The organism is Magnetovibrio blakemorei (genome assembly GCF_001746755.1).
GTDB classification, from domain to species: Bacteria; Pseudomonadota; Alphaproteobacteria; order Rhodospirillales; family Magnetovibrionaceae; genus Magnetovibrio; species Magnetovibrio blakemorei.
The window spans coordinates 38,354-60,161 of record NZ_MCGG01000025.1 but is presented as its reverse complement, the minus strand read 5'-3'; the positions used below and the strand labels follow the sequence as shown (position 1 = coordinate 60,161).

Sequence of the window (21,808 nt, the reverse complement as noted above, 5' to 3'; positions counted from 1 at the left end):
TGAACAATACTGTTTCAATAAGGGAAACGGTTGATATGGACGTTCTATCGGGCATGCGAGCCTTTGTCGCCACCATCGATTCGGGCAGCTTTTCCCAAGCGGCCCGCGAATTGGGGGCGTCCAAAGCCACCGTATCCAAGCAAGTGGCGGCCCTGGAAGATCATCTGCGGGTGCGTTTGCTTCAGCGCACCACCCGCAAGCTGCACTTGACCGACGAAGGACGGGTTTTTCTGGAACGTGCTCGGGGCATTTTGAACGACTTGGAAGATGCCCAAGACGCGGTTTCCCCGCTTGGCGAAGAACCCCGCGGAAAGTTGCGCGTCAGCGCGCCACATACCTTTGGCGCCATGCATTTGTCCGAAGCCCTGTCCGCCTTTATCGAACGCTACCCGCTGATTCACGTGGACATCGAATTTTCTGACCGTCTGGTCAATTTGGTGGATGAAGGCTTTGATGCGGTGATCCGCATTTCACGACTGCAAGACTCCACACTCATTGCGCGGCGTATCGCGCCTGTTACCATGACCTTGTGCGCGTCTCCGGCGTATTGGCGCAAACACGGTAAACCCAGTCATCCCAGCGAGCTGCGCCACCACAAAAGCATCATCTATTCGTATCTTTCCACTCCCGGCGAATGGACCTTCAAAGAAGACGGTAAACACTTGAGTGTGAAAATCAGCGGCAACCTCACGACGAATAACGATGTTGTGATCCGTTCCGCCGCCGTGCAGGGCGTGGGCATTTTTTATGGGCCGTCGTTCATCGTCGATCACGCCTTGCTGCAGGGCAAATTGGAGCCCGCCCTGGAGTCTTTTAATGATGATCCGCTTAGCGTTTATGCGGTTTATCCGTCCAGCCGCAACCTTTCGCCCAAGGTCCGCGCCTTCGTCGACTTTTTGGTTGAATGGTTCCGTCACACGCCCGGCTGGACCGAAAGCTAAAGCAAAGCCAAACGATTTTTCACCTCACTGTATGCATTTTTCCCTTTTCATCCTTGGTCCAATCCCTATATCAGCATTGTCGGTGTGGATTTACCGATGAAGCCACAAAGGTCCGCAAGGGCTTTCAGTTGAAGGGGCGGCAGGAAAACAATGGGCAGACGCGTGCAAGAGGGAGACTTTGATTTTTTCTCCGAAGAGATCCCCCAGTCCGCGTTGGATTTACCGGTTCCTTTGGAAGGCCGCAGTTATTGCGGCGACTTGGACATTCGCATCGATCAGGCGGGCGTGTGGTATTACAACGGCACGCCGATTGGTCGCAAAGAGATGGTGTGTTTGTTTGCCTCCATTTTGATGCGCGCGGAAGACGGCGTGTATTGGCTGATTTCACCGACGGAAATGGGCCGCATCGAAGTCGAGGATGCGCCGTTCATCGCCACACAAATCTTCACCCATGGCGAAGGCGAAGATCAAATCATCAGCTTTTGCACCAATGTGGACAAACTGATCACAATTTCCGAAGATGTACCCATAATAATGAAACCAAGCCCCGTGACCGGTGTCCTTACGCCTTATGTAGCGATGCCGGGCGCGATTGAGGCCCGCATAGAACGCGCCGTGTATTACGATCTGGTCGAACACGGCACGGCGATGGATTTAGATGATGAAAAAATATTTGGCGTGTGGAGTTCCGGCTCTTTTTTTCCACTGGGGTCCTTACAGGACTCTGACGCCTAGCAAACAGATGCCTTCAAAACGAGGTGTTCTGTCTTGAAACGATCATTTAACCGCGACTGGATCATCCAACGGCTCTCGGCTTATGAAGCCCCTTCACCAAAGCCCCGGCACGCGCCAGATACCTCCCCAGATCTCACCCCTGGGCGACGCGTCCATGGCGATCATGACCTCAATCCGGATTTCCCACCCAACACCCCTTTGCGTCCGGCGGCCGTGTTGGTGGGGTTGGTGGATCACGGTGACCACCTGACCATTTTGCTCACTCGGCGCACCGATCACTTGGAACACCATCCCGGCCAAGTCAGCTTTCCCGGTGGGCATATCGAACCCGAAGATCGAGACGCCGTGGCCGCAGCCCTACGCGAAACCGAAGAAGAAATCGGCCTGCCCGCAAGCCACATTGAAATCATCGGCAAGCTCGATACCTATGTGACCCGAACGGGATTTGAAGTGAGCCCCATCGTGGCCATCATCTCACCCCCGTTCGATCTCATTCCGGACCCCCACGAGGTCGCCGAAGTGTTCGAAGTGCCGCTGGCGTTTCTCATGGATTCGACCAACCATCAACGTCATGCCCGCGAATTTGCGGGCACCAAGCGATACTTTCACGCCATGGGGTATCAAGACCATTTCATTTGGGGAGCAACGGCGGGCATGATCATGGACCTCTACCGCGTCCTTAAAGGTCAACAAAATCTCGCGCCATAGACGAACGGAGTACGACCTGATAAGCCTTGACGCGATTGGCGACAAATACAGTATGCAACACAGTGCTCATAGACAGTGCTCAAAACCTTACGGGGGAGCTCATGGCCCGCATCTTCATTTCCTATATCTTGCCCTTGGTCCTGCCAAGCGTGTTGTATTTCATGTGGATTCAATGGGTGCGCAAACAGATTAAGGCCAATCGCGCCAAAGCCAAAGCCGAAGGTCATCCAGACGGCATTCCGGGCGATCACACCAGACCCGAGGATTTTGATATCAAAATGCCGTGGTTCCGTCTCATCGTGGCAGGCGTCGCCCTGACCGTGGTGGGATTGGTGCTGTCCGTTTTTATTGTCCCCCAAAATTCACCCGACAGCGTCTATCACGCGCCTTATGAAAAGGACGGCGTAATCATTGAGGGTGGATTTACCCCAAAATCGAAGCCAGAATCAAAGTAAGTGGCAAAAAATTCAAGGAACCCGAGGCAGCGCGCGTGGAACCGACCGGACTGATCACCCCCCAACCCTGGATGACGGCACCGTCCACCAAAGCGGTGATGGATGCGTTTCGTGCCGCAGGCGCCGAAGCCCGCTTTATCGGCGGGTGTGTGCGCGATGCCGTACTGGGCCGTCCGGCCAAAGACATTGACATCGCCACCCCCACAGAACCCGAACAGGTCATGGAACTCCTGGCAGCGGCTAATATTTACGTGATCCCCACCGGCATCAAACACGGCACCGTCACAGCGATCGTTGACGCCCACCACTTTGAGATCACCACCCTGCGCATTGACGTCGAACATTTTGGCCGTCATGCCCGCGTGCAATTCACCGACGATTGGACCCAAGACGCGGCGCGGCGAGATTTCACCATCAACACCTTATCGTGTGATGAGTTGGGCAATGTCTACGACCCTTACGATGGTCTGGCCGATTTGGGTAAAGGCTGGGTGCGGTTTGTCGGCGATGCCGAACAGCGCATCAACGAAGACGTCTTGCGATTGCTGCGGTTCTTTCGCTTTTACGCCCAGTACGGCAAGCCCCCGGCCAGCGGCAGGGCGTTGCGCGCGTGTCGCAAGCTGGCCTCGCGCTTGCCCGAACTTTCCGGCGAAAGGGTCCGCGGCGAGCTGTTTCGCATCCTCACCGCCCCCCACCCGGCCGACACCATATTTTTGATGCGCGGCGAAAGAGTTCTCGAATTTATTTTGCCCGAGGCGGGCGATGTTGGTCGTTTGCGCATGCTGGTGTGGTTGCTGGAGCGCGCGGTGAAAATTGAGGGCGTGCACATCGATCCGGTGCGGCGATTGGCCGCCTTGCTCAAACCCGACATCACGCCCGAGCAAACGGCCCAAGTGGCGGCGCGCTTAAAATTTTCCAACAAAGAGTGTGCGCACCTCTTAGCCATGTGCAAAGCAGAGCCCAAAATATCGTCCGAACTGTCGGATCATGAACTGCGCATCCACTGCGACAAATACGGGAACGCCACGATGGTGGATCGCGCCTTGATCGCTTGGGCGGGTGAATTGGCGCTGGAAGCCCACCTGCCACCGGAGCGCACCCTACGCTGGAAGTCCATGGTCGAAACCGCCCGCGATTTTGTTGCCGTTTCCTTTCCCCTGCACGGACAAGACGTTTTGGATCGCGGCCTCCAACGCGGCCCCCAGGTGGGCGCGCTGCTCCAACAGGTGCAAAGTTGGTGGCGCGAACAAGACTTCCGTCCAGATCGCACCGAATGCTTGGAACAGTTGGACGCACTCATCAAAGCCCGTTCCGACGGCACATCATCTTAGAAGCTGGGCTTGGCCTCCAATTTGACGCAGGGCTTCACCCAAAACCATAGCCGCCGCCACGGCGATGTTCAGCGAGCGAGCCTCTGGCCGCATTTGGATGGTCAAACGCGCATCTACCGCGTCGTGGACATCGTCGGGCACCCCTTGGCTTTCCGATCCCAACAGCAGCACATCGGACGGCATAAAGCTGAATTGAGTATAAGGCACAGCCCCTTTGGTGGTGAGCAAAACCAAGCGACGGCCCTCTGCAACCTGGCGTTTAGCGCGAAAAGCCTGCCAAGAGACGTGTCGGGTGATTTGCGCCAAGTCCAAATAATCCATCCCAGAGCGCTTCAAATGACGGTCCGAGAACACAAACCCACACGGTTCTATGATATCGGCCTCTATGCCGAGGCACGCGCAGGTACGCAAGAGCGTGCCTGTGTTTTGAGGGATATCGGGCTGAAAGAGAGCTAAATTCATAAAATTTTCCGTTTTTGACCCATTCGACTTCGCACGTGCAACACCATTATATTAGAAAAGTTTGGTTTTTTTCCTTTTTTCTAGTGTGAATTTCTTATATACCGATGCCGGACTCGGGCAGCCATCTTTCGTGACTGCCCTGTTAATTATTTTGCAGGACGGCTTTCAGGACCCAAGTCATGGACAGCGTAACGGCTGCCCAGGAGCAACGAAAAAGCTTCGAAACTCCCCTGAATCAAACCGTCCGCCTCTCGCAGTGACGAGAACCTGTGACCACGGTCAGGAAAGGCGTCATCATGACGGATAATCCCACAAATACTCTCAAAGAAGTGGACGGCCCGCGCCGTGACTTCCTTTTGATTTCTACGACCACGCTTGGCGTGGCTGGGGTCGCTATTGCAGCATGGCCCTTTATTCATTCCATCAATCCCGCCAAAGACGTGCTGGCGCTGGCTTCGACCGAGGTGGATTTGTCCGCCGTTGAAGTCGGCCAAGCCATCACCGTCATGTGGCGCGGCAAGCCCGTTTTCATTCGTCACCGCACGGAAGAAGAAATTGCCTCTGCCGCAGATGTGGACATGGCCGAATTGCGTGATCCCCAAACCGATGCAGAACGGGTGCAAAAACCCGAATGGCTGATTGCCGTCGGTGTCTGCACGCACTTGGGTTGCATTCCCTCGGGTCAAAACTTGGGCGACAAACGCGGGGATTGGGGCGGCTGGTTCTGTCCGTGTCACGGTTCTGCGTATGACACCTCCGGCCGTATCCGTAAGGGACCGGCACCGTTCAACCTGCCTGTGCCGCCGTATGCGTTTACGGACGACACAAACATTGTGATTGGGTGAGGCTGGCCATGAAACATTCAACAAAAAGCTCGAACCGCTTGGTTCAATGGATTGATGATCGTCTGCCGATTTTCAGCTATGCTGAAGCCAACGTCATCGCTTATCCAACACCGAAAAACCTGAACTACTGGTGGAACTTCGGTTCCATCGCAGGCATCATTTTGGTGATCATGCTCGTCACGGGTATCTTCTTGGCAATGAACTACCAGCCGAATGCCGATGTGGCGTTCGCCAGTGTGGAACGCATCGTCCGCGACGTGAACTACGGCTGGTTGTTGCGCTATTTGCACATGAACGGCGCGTCGATGTTCTTCATCATCGTTTATATTCATATGTTCCGTGGGATGTACTTTGGCTCTTACAAAGCCCCGCGTGAAATCTTGTGGATGGTTGGCGTGGTGATCTACCTCGCCATGATGGCCACCGCCTTTATGGGTTATGTTCTGCCTTGGGGCCAGATGAGCTTCTGGGGCGCTACGGTTATCACCAACCTGTTCTCCGCAATTCCGGTCATCGGCGATTACATCGTGGTATGGATTTGGGGTGGGTTCTCGGTCGATATGCCGACCATCAACCGCTTCTTCGTGTGGCATTATCTGCTGCCGATGATTTTGGTCATGCTGGTTGTGGTTCACTTGTGGGCGTTGCACGTACACAAGTCCAACAACCCGCTGGGCATCGACATCAAAACCCCTCAGGATTTGATGCCGTTCCACCCGTTCTACACGATCAAGGATTTGTTCGGTCTGGGCATTTTCATGATCTTCTTCTTGTTCTTCGTGTTCTTCTACCCGAACTTCTTCGGTGAACCGGACAACTACATCCCGGCGAACCCGATGGTTACACCGCCGCACATTTTGCCGGAATGGTACTTCTTGCCGTTCTACGCAATCTTGCGCGCAGTTCCCGATAAATTGGGTGGCGTGATCGCGATGTTTGCTGGCGTGCTGATCTTGTTTGTCCTGCCGTGGCTGGACACCTCCAAGGTTCGCTCCGCAGCCTTCCGTCCGATCTTTAAACAGCTGTTCTGGATTTTTGTTGCAGACTGCTTGTTCTTGGGCTGGTTGGGCGCTCGCCCGGCTGAAGGCATTTATCTGGTCTTGAGCCGGTTGGCGACTGGCTACTACTTCTTCCACTTCATGGTGTTGTTGCCGCTGGTCGGCAAGCTTGAGAAGCCCAAACCGCTTCCCAGCAGCATTTTTGAAGAAGTATCCAAAAATTGCCGCACGAAGGAGGACTGAGCCATGCGTAAAATTCTCATAACAGCAGCAATGGGCCTAAGCTTAGGTCTTGGCATGAGCTTGCCATCTTCTGCCATCGCCAGCGAAGGCGGTGTTGCCCTCAAGACGGCCAAGTGGTCCTTCGATGGCATCTTCGGCACGTTTGATCGCACTGCAATCAAACGTGGCGGGCAGATTTTCTTCCAAGTGTGCGGTGGCTGTCACTCCATGGAGTTGATGTCGTACCGTAACTTGGTGGATATCGGTTGGACGGAAGACGAAGCCAAGGAACTGGCTGCCGGTTACGAAGTCCAGGACGGCCCCAACGAGGAAGGCGAGATGTTTATGCGTCCCGCACGCCTCTCGGATCGTTTTGTGCCTCCGTTCCCCAATGAAAAAGCCGCACGCTATTCCAATGGCGGTGCCTATCCTCCGGATCTGTCGGTCATCACCAAGGCCCGCGCAAATGGCACAAACTATGTCTACAGTCTGCTGCAGGGCTATAAGGAAGAAGTTCCGGAACATGTCGAACTGGCCGAAGGGACGAACTACAACGAGTTCTTCCCCGGAAACCAGATTTTCATGGCTCAGCCGCTCTACGGTGAAGACGTGGAATTTGCAGATGGCACGACGGTCGATCTCGAACAAGAAGCCAAGTACATTGTGAACTTCCTCGCCTGGGCTGCAGAGCCTGAGCTGGAAGCCCGCAAATCACTGGGCATCAAGGTTATGTTGTACCTGATCTTGCTGACGGGCATGTTCTATGCGCTCAAACGCCGCATCTGGAGCCGCCTCTGCCTGGACGAGTACACCCACGGTCCTTACGAAGAGCAGTATCAAAAGGATCTCGACGATCACAAAATGCCGAGCTAACGTTTAAAGCAGAGCTTATGTCGAACAACAAAGCCCCCGCCGGATCCGGCGGGGGCTTTTGTTTGCGATCGGTGGTTGGCACGCTTTATACGACCGGGGTCGGTGCGCCCCCCTAAAGATTGTCTTTTTCATCGGGACGTTTATAGAACGTGGTGCGTTTGGGATAGGTGATGTTGGCGCTCCAGCTCTTGCGCGGTTTGCGGCGCTTTTCATTTTCGACCTTTTGGGCATTGTCGCCATAAGTCCAAAAACGGTGCAAGACATCTTCCATATCTTGTTCACTCAGCAGTTCCGGTTCGCCCATCTGCAACACCAGTTGGTATTGCTTGGCCAAGACTTCGACCTCGACGGCCAGACTTAGGGCTTTTTCCAGATCGTCGCCAAACGCGATCAGACCGTGGTGCCCCATCAGACACGCCCTGCGCCCAGCCAGGGCTTCGAGCACCACTTCGGACAGCTCCAATGTGCCAAACGGTTTGTACGGGCAGCAGCGGATATCTTTGCCCCCCGCAACCGCGACCATATAATGAAAGGCCGGAATGCCTTTGTTCAGGCACGCCAGCGCCGTGGCATAAGGCGGGTGTGCATGGACGACGGCTTTGGCGGAACGGCGTTGTTTGTAGATATCTAAATGAAAGCGCCATTCGCTAGACGGTACAAAATCCCCCGTCGCTTTACCGTCCATATCCATATACACAATGTCTTCGGCGCGCAGCTTGTGATACTTGACGCCTGAGGGCGTGATCAAAAAGCCATCCCCATCTATATCGGGTATCCGTGCAGACACATTGCCCGACGCACCCGCGCTCAAGCCTGTTTCGTTCAAGCTGAGTGCGGTCTTGATGATCTTGTTTCTGAGATCAATATGTCGCATGGCCGGTCAGATCCAAGCTTCCGGCTTTTCGGGATAGAGCGATCGTAAACCTTGCTCTGAGGCTTCACACACGCCGCGCTCCGTAATCAACTTGGTGACATAGTGCGCCGGAGTTACATCAAAGGCCGGGTTTCCCGCCTTGGAGCCCTCAGACACGATGCGCACGCTACGTACGACACCGTTTCTGTCTTTTCCGGTCATCCACGTCACTTCGCTGCTGTCGCGCTCTTCGATGGGAATTTTAAAGCCGTCATCCAGCGTCCAATCGATGGTCGGTCCCGGCAGGGCGACGTAAAACGGCACCTTGTTGTCGTGGGCTGCCAAAGCTTTCAAATACGTGCCGATCTTGTTGCACACGTCTCCGGTGCGGGTGGTGCGGTCAGTGCCGACGATGCACAAATCGACCTTGCCGTGCTGCATCAAATGCCCCCCGGCGTTGTCCACAATCACCGTATGAGGGATGCCGTGCTGGCCCAGTTCCCAAGCGGTCAAGCTGGCACCTTGGTTGCGGGGACGGGTTTCATCGACCCACACATGTACCGGAATGCCTGCCTCAAACGCCTTGTAAATCGGTGCGATGGCGGTGCCCCAATCCACGGTCGCCAACCAACCGGCATTGCAATGGGTGAGAATGTTCACCGGGCGTGATTTTCCGGCTTTTTCATAAGCCATCTCGATCAAGCCTTTGCCGTGATCGCCAATGCTTGAACACATAGCCACGTCTTCATCGGCAATTTCCGCCGCGCGCTGCCACGCCGCTTCAAAGCGCTTGTTCGGCTTTAAAGGTTTCAAACATGCAGTTTGTTCATCAATGGCCCAGCGCAGATTTACAGCCGTCGGCCGCGCTTCATAGAGCACCTTATAAGCGTGTTCCAAATTGTCGTCAGAAGGATCGTCTTTCATCGCCAAGGCCATGCCGTAAGCCGCCGTGGCGCCAATCAAAGGCGCGCCACGCACCAACATATCAAAGATGGCATGCGCCGCTTCCGACACCGTTTCAAGCCGCACGGTGTCAAATTCAAACGGCAGCTTGGTCTGGTCGATGATGTCCACCGCAGGACCGTTGTCCGACTCCCAGATGGTGCGCATTGGCGTTCCGTTGACTTTCATAATTTCAGCCTTTCAGGCATTGGCATGATGTTAGCCTTTCAAAACCCGCCCAGCGACGGCATCGAGTTTTTTGATCATGGCCGGATCGCGTGCGTCCGGGGATGTAATGATAGCGGTATCCAGCGCAGTTTGGCAGCCCGATGTACAGCTGACCGTACGACCCGCCAATTTTGGCGCAACGGCTTTCACCAACGCGCGGCCTTTATCGGCATTGTCCAACAGGGTTTTGATGATGCTGTCGACGGTGACGTGGTCGTGGTCGGGGTGCCAGCAATCGAAATCCGTCACCATGGCGACGGTGGCGTAACACATCTCGGCCTCGCGGGCCAATTTGGCCTCGGGCATGTTGGTCATGCCGATGACGTCGCAGCCCCAGCTGCGGTACAAATGGGATTCCGCCTGGGTGGAAAACTGCGGGCCTTCCATGGCCAGATAGGTACCACCGCGTTTGAAATCGAGGCCCAACTCGGTTGCTGCCTCTTCCAAAGCATCGCCCAAGCGCGTGCACACCGGATCGCCCAGCCCCACATGGGCCACCAGACCGGTGCCGAAGAAACTCTTTTCTCGCGCGAACGTGCGGTCGATGAATTGGTCGCAAATGACAAAGGTGCCCGGCGGCATTTCACCATTGAGCGAGCCACACGCGGAAACGGATAGAATCTCCGTCACACCTGCGCGCTTCAAGGCATCGATATTGGCGCGAAAATTCAGCTCTGACGGGGGGATGCGATGGCCCCGACCGTGACGCGGCAAAAACACCATCTGCTGCCCCGCCAACTCACCAAACAGCAATTCATCAGATGGCTCGCCAAAGGAACTTCCGACCTTTTGCCAGCTGGTGTTTTCCAGGCCGTCGATTTCATAAATACCGCTGCCGCCGATAACGCCGATGATGGGCGGTGTGCCGGGTGCCGTCATGGGGGGTACTCCCTTGGTCTAAACAATCAACTAAGCCCCACAAAAGGGACCTTTAAGTCGTTTTAGCACGACCTTATGGGGACGAATAGTCCCGCAAAGCCTGAATTCCCTTCACGACAGGGATAAATTCTCTCACATATTTTTATGATTGAGTTTTGCATTATGAAATACCTATGCGATTGAAACAAAATCATCCTTTCAGTAGGCTTTTGCCATTCCCTTTGGCACATCTCTTGGGTCTTCTGTTGGTGGCAACCTGTATCGTCTGTCTGTCGTCCGCCAGCATTGCCGATGAGTCCGCCTTAAATTATCCAGCTTCAAAAGCGGCCCTGTTGCTTACGGACGATGCCTTGGCTCCTCATGGATGACCGAGCACGGGGCCGCACTACGCCATATTCTTGGACGTTATCAACGCACCAAATCGTCCAGCAGCGCTTGATCAAGACGTGTTTTCATAACCACGGGAGAGGCGTCGAAAAACACCTGCACGATATTGCCCAAAGCGAACAGGTCTATGCCCCAAGCAACGACATCGGCGACAAAAAAATGATGGAGCAACTGGACCGCTTTACGGATCAAATGAACGCACGGTTACTGGTGCGAACCACCTACACATCGCTGAACGGTTACACCGCAACCTGCCGTTAGAATTTTAGGTGTCTGTCTTGTCGGGCGCGATGAAAAAGGGCGGCTCATCCACGGTGACGAAGGTGTCTGGGTAAAAGCCATTGAACGCCGTGCGCATGGAGTTGGTGTAAGCTCCAGCCTGGCCAAATTCGATCCAGTCGCCTTCGCGCACATCATCTGGCAGTTCAACCTGATAAGGCATCACGTCGCTGCTGTCGCAGGTGGGTCCAAACACCGTAAACGGCTTCAGGGTGGTTGACGGCTCCCCTTTCACCCGCACCAGACGCGCCGGATAATGAATATGGCCGTCCAAACTTTCCGACAGACTGTGATAGATGCCGTCGTTGATATAAATGGCATCGTCTTTGCGCAACTGCACCTGGGTGAGCAAGGTGCAGCCACTGGCCACCAAGGCACGCCCTGGTTCACACATCAACACACAATCACCGCGCAATTTCAGCGACTGCACGCCTTCTTTAACGGCCTGAACGTATTCGGCGAATGCGGGGGGGCGATCATCGACGTAGTCAGCCGGAAAGCCGCCGCCCACGTCGAGATAAAAAATGGCTTCGCCTGACGCTTGCAAAACATCCCGCACCGCCCGAAAAGCATCACGAAAGGCTTCCGGGGTGCGACATTGGGAACCAACATGAAAGGCCAAACCCGGCTGAAAGCCTTCTTTGGCAACCAGACGCAGAAGTCTGGCGACTTCATCTTGGCTTGCTCCAAACTTTTTGGACAATTCAAAAGCAGAGCCAAACGGACGGGTCGCCAAGCGCACCAGCACCACCTGTCCATCGCCGGTGCCCGAAACATCGATGATCTTGCGCAGTTCGTCTTCGTGATCGATCATCCAGTGATCAATCTCGTAAACATCCCGGGCCGCGTCAATTTCCGCACGGCCTTTTACGGGGTGCATAAAGTAGGCTTCCGCATTGGCGTAGGTTTCGCGAATTAAGGCAATTTCGCTGAGCGAGGCCGTATCAAAATGACGAATACCCGCTTTGTAGAGTATGTCGAGAACCAGCGGATGCGGATTGCACTTCACCGCATACAGCACGCGACCCGGAAAAAGATCGAGAAACTGTTCCGCACAGCGTTTGATTTCGTCAGGGTGCAGACAATAAATGGGGTAACTGGGTTTGAGCGTTTCCACCAACGACCGAACGGACGCAAAGTGACGGACCTTCGAAACCATGCCTTAACCCCTCAACCCATAAATGAAACAATCTTGTCTTTACAGTGTCGTGTCACCGTTCATTTGGCAATCCATCATCCCAAAAAATGTCTTACACGTTAAAACGAAACAGCATCAAATCTCCGTCATGGACTAGGTAATCGCGGCCTTCTTGGCGCATTTTACCGGCTTCTTTACAGGCCTGCTCGCCCCCCAGTTCAACAAAATCCGTATAGGCGATGGTTTCAGCTTTGATAAAGCCCCGCTCAAAATCGGAATGGATGGCGCCTGCGGCTTGCGGGGCCTTGGCCCCCTTATGCACGGTCCAGGCCCGTGCTTCTTTGGGACCCACGGTGAAGAACGTGATCAATCCCAGCAACGCATAGCCTTCGCGGATCACGCGCGCCAGTCCGGTTTCTTCCAGCCCTAAGGTTTCCAGAAACTCCTGTTTTTCTTCTTCGCTGTCGAGTTGGCTGACCTCTTCTTCGATTTTGGCCGAAATCACGACGGAGCGCGCCCCCTGTGCTGTTGCCATTTCAGCGACTTTTGCCGACAACGCATTGCCTTCGGCGGCGGCCTCTTCTTCAACATTGCACACAAACAAGATCGGCTTGGCCGTCAGCAATTGCAGCATCTGAAACGATTTGGCTTCGTCTTCAGAGACCTCCATGGTGCGGGCCGGCTTACCTTGTTCCAAAACTTTTAAGGCGCGTTCCACAAGGTCCAATTGCATTTTGGAATCCTTGTCACCGCCCTTGGCTTTTTTGCCCAACGATGTCACGCGCCGCTCTAAGCTTTCCATATCGGCCAGCATCAATTCGGTTTCGATGGTTTCCGCATCCCGGATGGGGTCCACATCGCCTTCGACGTGGGTGACGTTTTCATCGATAAAGCAGCGCACCACTTTGATGATGGCATCGGTTTCACGGATGTTGGCCAAAAACTGGTTGCCCAGACCTTCGCCCTTTGACGCACCACGCACCAAACCCGCAATGTCGACAAATTCCAGTTGGGTTGGGACAATTTTGGCCGAACCACCGATCTTGGCGATCATGTCCAAGCGCGGGTCCGGCACACCGACGCGCCCAACGTTGGGCTCAATGGTGCAAAACGGGAAATTTGCCGCTTCCGCCGCGGCGGTCGCCGTGAGCGCATTAAAGAGGGTGGACTTGCCCACGTTGGGAAGACCCACAATACCGCATTTAAAACCCATTAGCTTTCGCCCTTTTCAGTTTTCGCCGTCGTATTGGAGCTTCGGGGCGGTTTCACCGCCTGTGCCACACGGCTCATAAATTCGGAGTCTTGCTCCGCAAAAATCAATTCGATGTTGTCGGCCACCGCGTCCAATTGGGGTGTCATCCAATCTTGGTCCGCCTTGGCAAAGTCATTTAGCACATGGCCCGTAACTTGTTCTTTGGAGCCCGGATGGCCAATGCCCAACCGCACCCGCGTATAGACATCGCCAACGTGGGCGTGGAGCGAGCGCAGGCCGTTGTGCCCGGCATGCCCTCCGCCCCGTTTGACGCGCAACTTACCGGGGGCCAAATCCAGCTCGTCATGCAACACCAAGATATCTTCGGGGGCGATCTTATAGAACGTGACCACCTCTTTAACGGACCGACCAGATTCGTTCATGAAGGTCTGCGGCTTGAGCACCAAAACCCTATGGGTTCCGATTTTACCCTCAGCGATCTCACCTTGAAACTTAGCCCGGTAGGGCGAAAAGGAATGGCGGCGAACGATCTCGTCCGCCGCCATAAACCCGATGTTGTGGCGGTTCCGGGCATATTTTTCGCCAGGATTTCCAAGCCCCACAACAAGATACATTAGAAGCTGCGGGAGGATTACGCCTCCTCGCCCTCATCTTCTTCCGTTGCCGCTTCGCTGTCATCCGTCGCTTTAGATACAGTCGGCGCCGCAATGGTCGCAATGGTGAAGTCGCGATCCGTAATGGTCGGGGTCGCACCGGCCGGCAATTTAATCGCACTGATGTGGATGGAATCACCCACTTCGTAGCCGGTCAAATCGACTTCGATGAATTCCGGAATGGATTCCGGCGAAACTTCCAATTCGACATCGTGGCGCACGGTGTTCAACACGCCACCAAACTTGAGACCCGGTGAGGCCAATTCGTTGGTGAAGTGAATGGGAACGCTCACCGTAATGGTCGAACCCTTGGAAATGCGCATGAAGTCAACGTGAACCGGACGATCAGTGACCGGGTGCATTTGAATGTCGCGCGGGATCACGCGGTGGACGTCGCCACCGACTTTGATTTCCACCAGATGCGAAAAAAAGCTACCGGTTTGAATCAAACGTTTCAGTTCAAGCGGCACAACAGAAATCATAACGGATTCTTTTTTGTCACCATAGATGACGGCAGGCACGCGCCCCGCACGGCGGGTCGCGCGGGCTGCCCCCTTACCTGCCCGCTCACGCATTTCAGCGTTCAGCTCAAAAGCATTAGAAGCCATTTGGCTATCTCCTTTACATAATCGACGCAAACCTCCAGGGGTGTCTGCGTCCTCCAAAACCCGCCCATGGCCCAACTTTTTCAAGTTCAGACCCTGGCCGGGTATCTCTGTTTTATCGAACCCAATCAGTCAAAGAGGGACGAAACCGAGGTTTCGTTGCTGATGCGCTGGATGGCTTCGGCCATCAACTGCGCAATCGTAAGCTGTTCGATATTATGGGCCTTTTTGACCGCTTCCGTCGCTTGGATGCTGTCGGTCACAACCAACATTTGCAAAGGCGAGGCTGTAATACGTGCCACTGCACCGCCCGAAAGCACGCCGTGGGTGATGTAGGCATAAACCTCCAACGCTCCGGCCTCTTTCAAGGCAACCGCTGCATTGCAAAGGGTGCCGCCGGAATCAACTATATCGTCGATCAAAATGCAACGACGATTTTCCACGTCACCGATAATGTTCATCACTTCGGAAACGCCGGCGCGTTCACGGCGCTTGTCAATAATCGCCAAATCAGCGTCCAAACGCTTGGCAACGGCGCGCGCACGCACCACACCGCCAACGTCGGGCGAAACCACGGTGATGTTGTTTTCGCCATGCAGACGCGCCTTGATGTCGCGGGTAAACACGGGGGCTGCATAAAGGTTATCCAGCGGAATATCGAAGAAACCCTGAATTTGACCGGCGTGCAAATCCAAGGTGAGAACCCGATCCGCACCCGCAGCGGTGATCATATTGGCAACCAGCTTGGCCGAAATCGGCGTGCGCGGTGCGGGTTTGCGGTCTTGGCGGGCATACCCAAAATAGGGCAAAACAGCCGTGATGCGGCGCGCGGAACCCCGGCGCAAAGCGTCAATCACAACCAGCAATTCCATCAGGTTATCGTTCGCAGGATAGGACGTGGACTGAATGACGAAGACGTCTTCGCCGCGCACGTTTTCCTGAATTTCGACGAAAATCTCCATATCGGAGAAACGCCGGATGGTGCTCTTGGCTGGCGACAAGCCCATTTCAGCGGAAATGGCTTCGGCCAACGGCAGATTGCTATTGCCTGCGATAATCTTCATCGATTTGACCCGGCTCAACTTCCGGCCCTAAGGCCATTCAGGATACGTCCACCTTTTGCGCAAAGATATAAGCCTTAACGGGCTGATTATTTCTCAACGATGACCAACGTGAAACGCGGCGGAACATACCAAGGCAGATCGTCCCTGTAAACGGACAATGCGCCTTAAAACAGGGGAATTTCGGGCAAATCGCACCGTTGAGCCCATAATCGCGCCCCACAAAGGGCAAAAGCGACGGCTTGTACACGCGCCACGGCTTTGAACCTGCTCTTGAGGCGGCTATTGAGGCGGGGGCGGCGCGCGTCCCGGTTCGCCCGGCAAGACGATGCGTGGCGGCTCTCCTCGAGCCCGTTCGGGGGCACCCGGCGGGGGCCCGGCGCGCGTACCGAACACATGCTCGACACCCACCGCGGCAGCCTTGGCGACGCTCGGGGCCAATTCCGTCCAGCGCCCTTCGACGGCTCCCCAAGGCAGACGGTTTTCTTGCACCGCATTGCCCAATTCGCGCCCGTCCATGGTTAAAACACGCCAGACAATACTGATATCGTCAAAACCGTCATCGGCCCGGGCGACATCGACATGACCGGCCAAGCGAAACGAAGCCTGGCGCGGATCGCCGGTTACAAACACGTCCGAAGTGCGCAATGCATCTGCCACAGCGCGGGTTAAATGCGCACTGTTTTCGTCATTCAGTCCTGAAACCTGCTCCACCAAAAGCCCCCGGCGCAACGGGTCAATGGGCACAGTGGCCTTGGTTTCCGCCAAAATCATCTTGGCAATAGGACCGGCCGTGCCAAAGCCAATGGCGCTCAGCAGTCGAGGATCGCCAAATTGCCATTCTTGATCCGTGCCCTCAACACCGTGGCTGTAGGTGGAAATCACCTGTCCATTGGCATTCGTTAGGACCCAGCGCAAAACGTGGTGATATCTGATGTGCGGGTCGGTCAAATTTTCTTCCGCCAACCCGGTGAGAATAAAATACTGTCCGTCGGAAGCTTTACCGTCGCCAACGGCGGCGGAAATTTTCTCTCTTTGCAAGTGACTGACCACATATTCGGCGATCAGCTCGGCCATCGGCAAGGTGGTGCCTTCGGGCGGCACCACCTGCACATGGGCGCGCGGCGTGTTGGTGCGGGCGTAGTACTCATCCCAATGGGTGGTGCGCTTGGCGGCTGCGTCTATACAGCTGCTCAACGCCAAAACGCTCCCCACCACCACCAATGCTCTGAAGGCCCCTGCCAGCGACACCAAACGCATCATGGCTGCAAACCGATGATGGACATTTGCCGTCCATAATCCGGCTCGCCCCGATGGGTGGTGCGCCGATAGCTGAAAAAACGCGCTTCATCTGCGTAGGTGTCCCAATCGACAATCTCAACCGTACCCAGATCTAAGCGCTGCAATTCTCCGCTGACGTAACTGGGCAGATCGAATTGATAGTGGCCAGCGCGTGCTGAGCGTTGAAAGCACCAATCAGCCCACGACGACGCGGAGATCACCTGCAAACGCAACTCTTCGCCAACCTCATAGGACGGCTGATGAATACAGGGGCCAACGGCGGCGTGAATGCGGCTGATTTTAGCTCCCAGCGCTACCATTTCAGAGACGGTCGCTTGCAAAACACCGCCCACGGCCCCTTTCCACCCGGCATGAGCGGCCCCCACAATCCCGGCGTCAAAGTCGGCAAACAGCACCGGCGCGCAATCGGCCGTTAAAATCCCCAGCGCCAAGCCTGGCCGGTCGGTCACCATGGCGTCCGCTTGAGGTGGTGATGCCGCGTCCCAAGGTGTCGTCACCCGCACCACATGGGGAGAATGGATTTGATAACACGTCACCAATCGGGCCGCGCCCAGGCCCACCTGGCCCAAGGCACGGCGACGATTTTCCGTCACGGAGGCAGGCAAATCCCGCGAACCCGGCCCGCAATTCAAACCCGCATAAATGCCGTCACTCACCCCGCCTTCGCGGGTGAGAAAGCCATGAAGGATGGTCGGATGATTAAGGGTTGTTGCGTTTAGCATATGTGCATTTAAGGGCTTCGCGACTTGAAAGCCAACCTCTTCGATACAAAGTCTTCAAAACAAGCCGTTCAAGGTAACATTTTAATGAGCTTTACCTATGTTTTTAGCAATGATACGTTGATTGACATAAGCTTAGACAGCATGAATAAGGGATGCCCAATGAAAGGCACGATTGTTGCGGTTAACCATCAACTTGGTGCGATTGTTGTCGAATCGATGGATCAAAAGTGCATGGTCCTGGAAACGATTGGTCGGCTTACCGCAAAAGTCGGTGATCAAATTGAAGCCGACTGGTCTCAACTGGGCAGTATTTTGGTTGAAAACCTGAGCCAAAATACGCAAGCGCAGATGATGCTGCAAACCGTTAACGTGTCGCGCAACGAAGCCATTGGCCGCATGACGGTTTTATAATTGAGCCCCTATTTCCGTTACGCAGCGCCTTCATTCGACCTCATTACGCGGCCCCATTACTCGGCCCAGGGCGGAACGCCAAATCCCGGTGGCACAACGGCGATGACCTTAAACAACACCCCCATTTGATCCGCTTCGGTCAAGCGCTTGTACGCCGCATCAATTTCAGCGGTGTGTCCTTCACCCGCGTTCAACATCAACATATCGGCGCGATGGCGCATGCCCAAACGGTCCAAAAAGGCCCCTTGCGGAACCGGGCCCAGGACTTCGGCTCCAGCCTCACGGGCTGCTATCATGAGTTGTGCAAAGTCCACGTGCGCCGTTAAGTCTGCATCACCCGGCGTTTTCAAGACGTCCGCAAATTGGTGTTTTTTTACCGCCTGCAAGGTTTCACCGACACCGTGTTCGCCATGGCCGTAATCAAAAAACAGTGCCGCGCCGCCACTTTCGACCACCCGCTGGGCAATGTCACGCATCACCTCACAAGCCGCTTGTTGAAGTTCAAAAATGCCGCCGGGCGGGGTTGAATCGCGCAAATCATCGGGGATCAAGGTGCTGTCGGCCAAATCCTTGGACAAGGTAAATTCAAACTGGTCGCCGTCCTCATCCAAGCCCACCAAGCGTTCACGCCAGCCGTCGTTGGCGCGCTCAAACTGGCGGATGGGCAGCGCGTCGAAAAATTCGTTGCCGATGACGATGGATGGGCCGGAGCCGACTTCAGTGAAGGTTTCTCGCCACGCCGGCATCATCATGGCCTGCGCCAGGGCGCGTTTTTGCTTTTCGCGCAGCGCCGGGCTGGTTTCGATCAGCCACAGGCGCGCCGCATCGTCAAACTCTTCCATGGCATAGGCCGCCCGCAGCGCATCGGCCATCAAGGTGCCGCGACCGGGACCGACTTCGACGACATTGATCGGGTCGGGCTGGCCCATGGCTTGCCACACCACCGCCATCCACAGGCCAATCATTTCACCAAACATTTGACTGATTTCCGGTGCAGTGACGAAATCCCCATCTTCACCGAAGGGATCTTGTTTTTTGTAGTAGCCGTGCTCTGCATGGCCCAAAGCCAATTCCATATAACGTGCCACCGTGATGGGGCCATCTGCAGAAATTTCAGCCTTAATGATGTCGAAAAGTGCGCTCATGTCTTATCCAATGCTTTTGGTCCATTGCTTTTGGGGGGAGGCCGCTTTTATGTAGTTCGCTTTTTGGCATATGCAATAAGTGCCATGCCCGCAAGAACCATCGGCACCGACAACAGTTGGCCCATGGTCGCGCCACCGGCCAAAAAGCCCAGATGGGCGTCCGGCTGGCGGAAAAATTCAACGATGATGCGCGACAATCCGTAACCGATGAGAAACGCGCCCGAAATCACCCCCGGCTTGGTCCGCCAGCGGTCTTGTCGCCACACCATATGTAGCACCACCAACAACACCAAACCTTCCAGTCCGGCTTCGTACAATTGACTGGGATGGCGCGGATAGGGCCCGCCGTTGGGAAATACAAAAGCCCACGGCACATCGGTGGTACGGCCCCACAATTCAGAATTGATGAAGTTGGCGATGCGGCCAAAAAACAAACCGATGGGAGTCACCACCGCCGCCATATCGATAAACGCCCAAAAACGAATGTCGCGCCTGCGGCAATAGATCAAGGTCGCCACCAACACACCCAAGAACCCGCCGTGAAACGACATCCCGCCTTGCCACGTTTGCAAGATTTCAAGCGGATGGGCAAAATAATAGGCAGGTTTGTAAAACAGCACATAGCCCAACCGACCGCCCAAGATAACGCCCAGCACCGCCCAGGTTAAAAAATCGTCGGCGTCTTGGGACTTCACCAACGCGCCCGGCTGACCCGCCAGCCAAATCATATAACGCCAACCCAAAACCAGCCCGGCGATATAGGCCAACGCGTACCAGCGAATGGCGATGGGGCCGAATTGGACCAGCACCGGGTCAATCATGGGAAAGGCTATGGCAAACATGAAGTGCCTAATTCGTGGTTAAGGTCAGCGATAGGGATCGTCGGTGAACAAAAAGTCCTGCACGTAACGGCGCACACCTTCTTCCAACGACATGAAAGGACGATCATAGCCCGCAGCCCGCAGCTTGGTCATATCGGCCTGGGTATAATATTGGTATTTTCCGCGCAGATGCTCGGGCGTAGGCACGTATTCAATTTTCGGCTCTTGGCCCAAGGCCGTGTACACGGCGGCGGCTAAATCTTTAAACGGTCGCGCCAGCCCGGTGCCGCAATTGAACAGTCCCGAAACGCCGGGATTGTCCAACAGCCACATCATCACATCAACGCAATCGTCGACCGAGACAAAATCGCGCAACTGCCCGCCATCTTCATAATCGGGGTGATGCGATTGAAACAGCTTGGCCGTTTCGCCCTTGGTCGCCACCGGAAACACATGGCTGACCACGCTTTGCATGGACCCCTTGTGATATTCGTTAGGCCCATAGACGTTAAAAAACTTCAGCCCCGCCCATTGCGGCGGATGCGGTTCATTGTTGGCGAGCGAGCGCGCGACACAGCGATCGAACAGCTGCTTGCTCCAACCATAAGGATTCAAAGGAGTCAAAGGCGCCAAGGCATCAATGCTGGCGTTATCGACAAAACCGTTTTCACCGCCCCCATACGTCGCGGCACTGGACGCATAGATATAACGCACGTGATGCGCAATGGACCATTTCCACAAATCCATCGACAGGCGGAAATTGTTGTCCATGATTTTATCGACGTCGGTTTCTGTGGTGGACGAAATCGCCCCCATGTGGAAAATCGCTTCGATGTTGGTTTTGTTGTCTTCCATAAACTCGGGCAAGTCGTCGGGATGAACAACATCATAAAGCTCGCGCTTGGCGATGTTCTTCCACTTTTGCCCGTCGCGCATCCGATCAACCACGACAATCTTGCTGTAGCCGCGTTGTTCCAACGCCCACACGATGTTAGAACCGATAAATCCGGCCCCGCCGGTGACGATGTACATCCTAGAAAAGTCCCTTTGATTTGCGCTTCTTGCTTTATAAGGCCCAGGACGGACTTCGACAAGCCGTGAGGTTGCCGCCCAGCTTGCGCGGCATGGCACACCCCCGCTATACTGCGCGTCCAATCGAAATCAGAGGACTTTTCACATGCAGACCAAGAACCGCATTCTCGACGACATGGCCAAAGTGGCAAGCGGTGCCGTATCCGCCGTCACGGGATTAAAAGGCGATGCCGATGGCATGTTGCGCCGTCATGTGGAAAAGCTGCTGGGCGACATGAACTTGGTCACCCGCGAAGAATTTGACGCCGTCAAAGCCATGGCCGTTAAAGCCCGCACCGAACAAGACAAGCTCAATGCCCGTATCGAGGCCCTGGAAGCTCAATTGAAAACGGCCAAAACGAAAAAGTGATCCGATTCTCTCCGGTTTTTAAAAAACCCAAGTTTCTGAATCCCTTAGCACTCCCGATTCGCCCGATTCGGGGGTGTTTTTGCGAATCGGAACTAACGCTTTGGAATCATTGAGACTCACGCAAAAGACTCGCTTTATCCACAAAAAACCACTTGCTC

25 protein-coding genes are annotated in these 21,808 nt (G+C 55.0%); 11 read left to right on the top strand and 14 right to left on the bottom strand.

Features of this window, described 5'->3' with window-relative positions; translation table 11 throughout:
- Positions 1–35: 35 nt before the first annotated feature.
- The 5 genes from BEN30_RS08660 to BEN30_RS08640 all read left to right on the top strand — a co-directional run bounded on the left by BEN30_RS08660 (position 36) and on the right by BEN30_RS08640 (position 4,170).
- A complete protein-coding gene (locus BEN30_RS08660; RefSeq protein WP_069957947.1) occupies positions 36–941 on the top strand; it encodes a LysR family transcriptional regulator in 906 nt (301 codons plus the stop codon).
- Positions 942–1,091: 150 nt separating this feature from the next.
- Positions 1,092–1,676 carry a DUF1285 domain-containing protein gene (locus BEN30_RS08655; protein ID WP_069957946.1) on the top strand — a complete coding sequence of 195 codons (585 nt, stop codon included), beginning with the start codon at positions 1,092–1,094 and terminating at the stop codon, positions 1,674–1,676.
- A gap of 33 nt (positions 1,677–1,709) precedes the next feature.
- Complete coding sequence (locus BEN30_RS08650; protein WP_084005283.1) at positions 1,710–2,384, top strand: CoA pyrophosphatase; 675 nt, start codon at positions 1,710–1,712, stop codon at positions 2,382–2,384.
- A gap of 101 nt (positions 2,385–2,485) precedes the next feature.
- On the top strand, positions 2,486–2,839 hold the full coding sequence (locus BEN30_RS08645) for a hypothetical protein (RefSeq protein ID WP_069957945.1): 354 nt from the start codon (positions 2,486–2,488) through the stop codon (positions 2,837–2,839).
- A 35-nt stretch (positions 2,840–2,874) separates the two neighbouring features.
- Positions 2,875–4,170 carry a CCA tRNA nucleotidyltransferase gene (locus tag BEN30_RS08640; protein ID WP_069957944.1) on the top strand — a complete coding sequence of 432 codons (1,296 nt, stop codon included), beginning with the start codon at positions 2,875–2,877 and terminating at the stop codon, positions 4,168–4,170.
- On the opposite strand, the gene BEN30_RS08635 is transcribed toward BEN30_RS08640, so the two are convergent.
- Positions 4,162–4,632 (bottom strand): tRNA (cytidine(34)-2'-O)-methyltransferase, encoded by a 471-nt coding sequence (locus tag BEN30_RS08635; RefSeq protein WP_069957943.1) that lies wholly within the window; start codon positions 4,630–4,632, stop codon positions 4,162–4,164. The two genes, BEN30_RS08640 and BEN30_RS08635, sit on opposite strands and share 9 nt — an antisense overlap.
- A gap of 296 nt (positions 4,633–4,928) precedes the next feature.
- Here BEN30_RS08635 and petA point away from each other — a divergent pair, with 296 nt between their 5' ends.
- The 3 genes from petA to BEN30_RS08620 are packed head-to-tail and all read left to right on the top strand — an operon-like array spanning position 4,929 to position 7,570.
- Positions 4,929–5,477, top strand: a complete 549-nt coding sequence (petA, locus tag BEN30_RS08630) for a ubiquinol-cytochrome c reductase iron-sulfur subunit (protein ID WP_069958024.1) — start codon at positions 4,929–4,931, stop codon at positions 5,475–5,477.
- Between the two features lie 8 nt (positions 5,478–5,485).
- A complete protein-coding gene (locus BEN30_RS08625) occupies positions 5,486–6,718 on the top strand; it encodes a cytochrome b (protein WP_069957942.1) in 1,233 nt (410 codons plus the stop codon).
- Positions 6,719–6,721: 3 nt separating this feature from the next.
- Entirely contained in the window at positions 6,722–7,570 is an 849-nt protein-coding gene (locus tag BEN30_RS08620) for a cytochrome c1 (RefSeq protein WP_084005281.1), read from the top strand.
- Positions 7,571–7,682: 112 nt separating this feature from the next.
- On the opposite strand, the gene BEN30_RS08615 is transcribed toward BEN30_RS08620, so the two are convergent.
- From BEN30_RS08615 to BEN30_RS08605, 3 genes are read right to left on the bottom strand one after another with little or no spacing between them, the layout of a single operon-like run.
- The gene (locus tag BEN30_RS08615; protein ID WP_069957940.1) at positions 7,683–8,444 is read right to left on the bottom strand and encodes a class II aldolase/adducin family protein; all 762 of its coding nucleotides are present in this window, start codon (positions 8,442–8,444) and stop codon (positions 7,683–7,685) included.
- 6 nt (positions 8,445–8,450) lie between these two features.
- A complete protein-coding gene (gene mtnA, locus BEN30_RS08610; RefSeq protein ID WP_069957939.1) occupies positions 8,451–9,554 on the bottom strand; it encodes an S-methyl-5-thioribose-1-phosphate isomerase in 1,104 nt (367 codons plus the stop codon).
- A gap of 30 nt (positions 9,555–9,584) precedes the next feature.
- Positions 9,585–10,472 carry an S-methyl-5'-thioadenosine phosphorylase gene (locus tag BEN30_RS08605; protein ID WP_069957938.1) on the bottom strand — a complete coding sequence of 296 codons (888 nt, stop codon included), beginning with the start codon at positions 10,470–10,472 and terminating at the stop codon, positions 9,585–9,587.
- A 360-nt stretch (positions 10,473–10,832) separates the two neighbouring features.
- Between BEN30_RS08605 and BEN30_RS18325 the strand changes: the two genes are divergently transcribed.
- Positions 10,833–11,120 (top strand): hypothetical protein, encoded by a 288-nt coding sequence (locus BEN30_RS18325; protein WP_139134935.1) that lies wholly within the window; start codon positions 10,833–10,835, stop codon positions 11,118–11,120.
- A gap of 4 nt (positions 11,121–11,124) precedes the next feature.
- On the opposite strand, the gene BEN30_RS08600 is transcribed toward BEN30_RS18325, so the two are convergent.
- From BEN30_RS08600 to pgeF, 7 genes are all read right to left on the bottom strand, one after another.
- Entirely contained in the window at positions 11,125–12,297 is a 1,173-nt protein-coding gene (locus tag BEN30_RS08600) for a type III PLP-dependent enzyme (RefSeq protein ID WP_069957937.1), read from the bottom strand.
- Between the two features lie 91 nt (positions 12,298–12,388).
- A complete protein-coding gene (ychF, locus tag BEN30_RS08595; RefSeq protein WP_069957936.1) occupies positions 12,389–13,489 on the bottom strand; it encodes a redox-regulated ATPase YchF in 1,101 nt (366 codons plus the stop codon).
- Positions 13,489–14,091 (bottom strand): aminoacyl-tRNA hydrolase, encoded by a 603-nt coding sequence (gene pth, locus BEN30_RS08590; protein ID WP_245649021.1) that lies wholly within the window; start codon positions 14,089–14,091, stop codon positions 13,489–13,491. The genes ychF and pth overlap by 1 nt, the downstream gene beginning before the upstream one ends.
- Positions 14,092–14,120: 29 nt before the next feature.
- On the bottom strand, positions 14,121–14,750 hold the full coding sequence (locus BEN30_RS08585) for a 50S ribosomal protein L25/general stress protein Ctc (protein ID WP_069957934.1): 630 nt from the start codon (positions 14,748–14,750) through the stop codon (positions 14,121–14,123).
- 125 nt (positions 14,751–14,875) lie between these two features.
- Positions 14,876–15,811 (bottom strand): ribose-phosphate pyrophosphokinase, encoded by a 936-nt coding sequence (locus BEN30_RS08580; RefSeq protein WP_069957933.1) that lies wholly within the window; start codon positions 15,809–15,811, stop codon positions 14,876–14,878.
- A gap of 279 nt (positions 15,812–16,090) precedes the next feature.
- Positions 16,091–17,071, bottom strand: coding sequence for a hypothetical protein (locus BEN30_RS08575; protein WP_069957932.1), 981 nt, complete (start codon positions 17,069–17,071; stop codon positions 16,091–16,093).
- The gene (pgeF, locus tag BEN30_RS08570; protein WP_069957931.1) at positions 17,068–17,832 is read right to left on the bottom strand and encodes a peptidoglycan editing factor PgeF; all 765 of its coding nucleotides are present in this window, start codon (positions 17,830–17,832) and stop codon (positions 17,068–17,070) included. The genes BEN30_RS08575 and pgeF overlap by 4 nt, the downstream gene beginning before the upstream one ends.
- Positions 17,833–17,856: 24 nt before the next feature.
- On the opposite strand from pgeF, the gene BEN30_RS08565 reads away from it, so the two are divergent.
- Positions 17,857–18,243: a hypothetical protein gene (locus BEN30_RS08565; RefSeq protein WP_139134934.1), complete on the top strand. Its 387-nt coding sequence runs from the start codon at positions 17,857–17,859 to the stop codon at positions 18,241–18,243.
- A 56-nt stretch (positions 18,244–18,299) separates the two neighbouring features.
- Here the strand turns inward: BEN30_RS08565 and BEN30_RS08560 are convergent, their stop codons facing one another.
- Genes BEN30_RS08560 through rfaD form a run of 3 tightly spaced genes read right to left on the bottom strand, consistent with a single transcriptional unit; the run spans position 18,300 to position 21,241 of the window.
- Positions 18,300–19,388, bottom strand: coding sequence for a class I SAM-dependent methyltransferase (locus BEN30_RS08560; RefSeq protein WP_069957929.1), 1,089 nt, complete (start codon positions 19,386–19,388; stop codon positions 18,300–18,302).
- Between the two features lie 47 nt (positions 19,389–19,435).
- Positions 19,436–20,230 carry a prolipoprotein diacylglyceryl transferase gene (gene lgt / locus BEN30_RS08555; protein WP_069957928.1) on the bottom strand — a complete coding sequence of 265 codons (795 nt, stop codon included), beginning with the start codon at positions 20,228–20,230 and terminating at the stop codon, positions 19,436–19,438.
- A 24-nt stretch (positions 20,231–20,254) separates the two neighbouring features.
- Positions 20,255–21,241, bottom strand: a complete 987-nt coding sequence (gene rfaD / locus BEN30_RS08550; RefSeq protein WP_069957927.1) for an ADP-glyceromanno-heptose 6-epimerase — start codon at positions 21,239–21,241, stop codon at positions 20,255–20,257.
- A gap of 145 nt (positions 21,242–21,386) precedes the next feature.
- Between rfaD and BEN30_RS08545 the strand changes: the two genes are divergently transcribed.
- Positions 21,387–21,650, top strand: coding sequence for an accessory factor UbiK family protein (locus BEN30_RS08545; protein ID WP_069957926.1), 264 nt, complete (start codon positions 21,387–21,389; stop codon positions 21,648–21,650).
- Positions 21,651–21,808 lie beyond the last annotated feature (158 nt).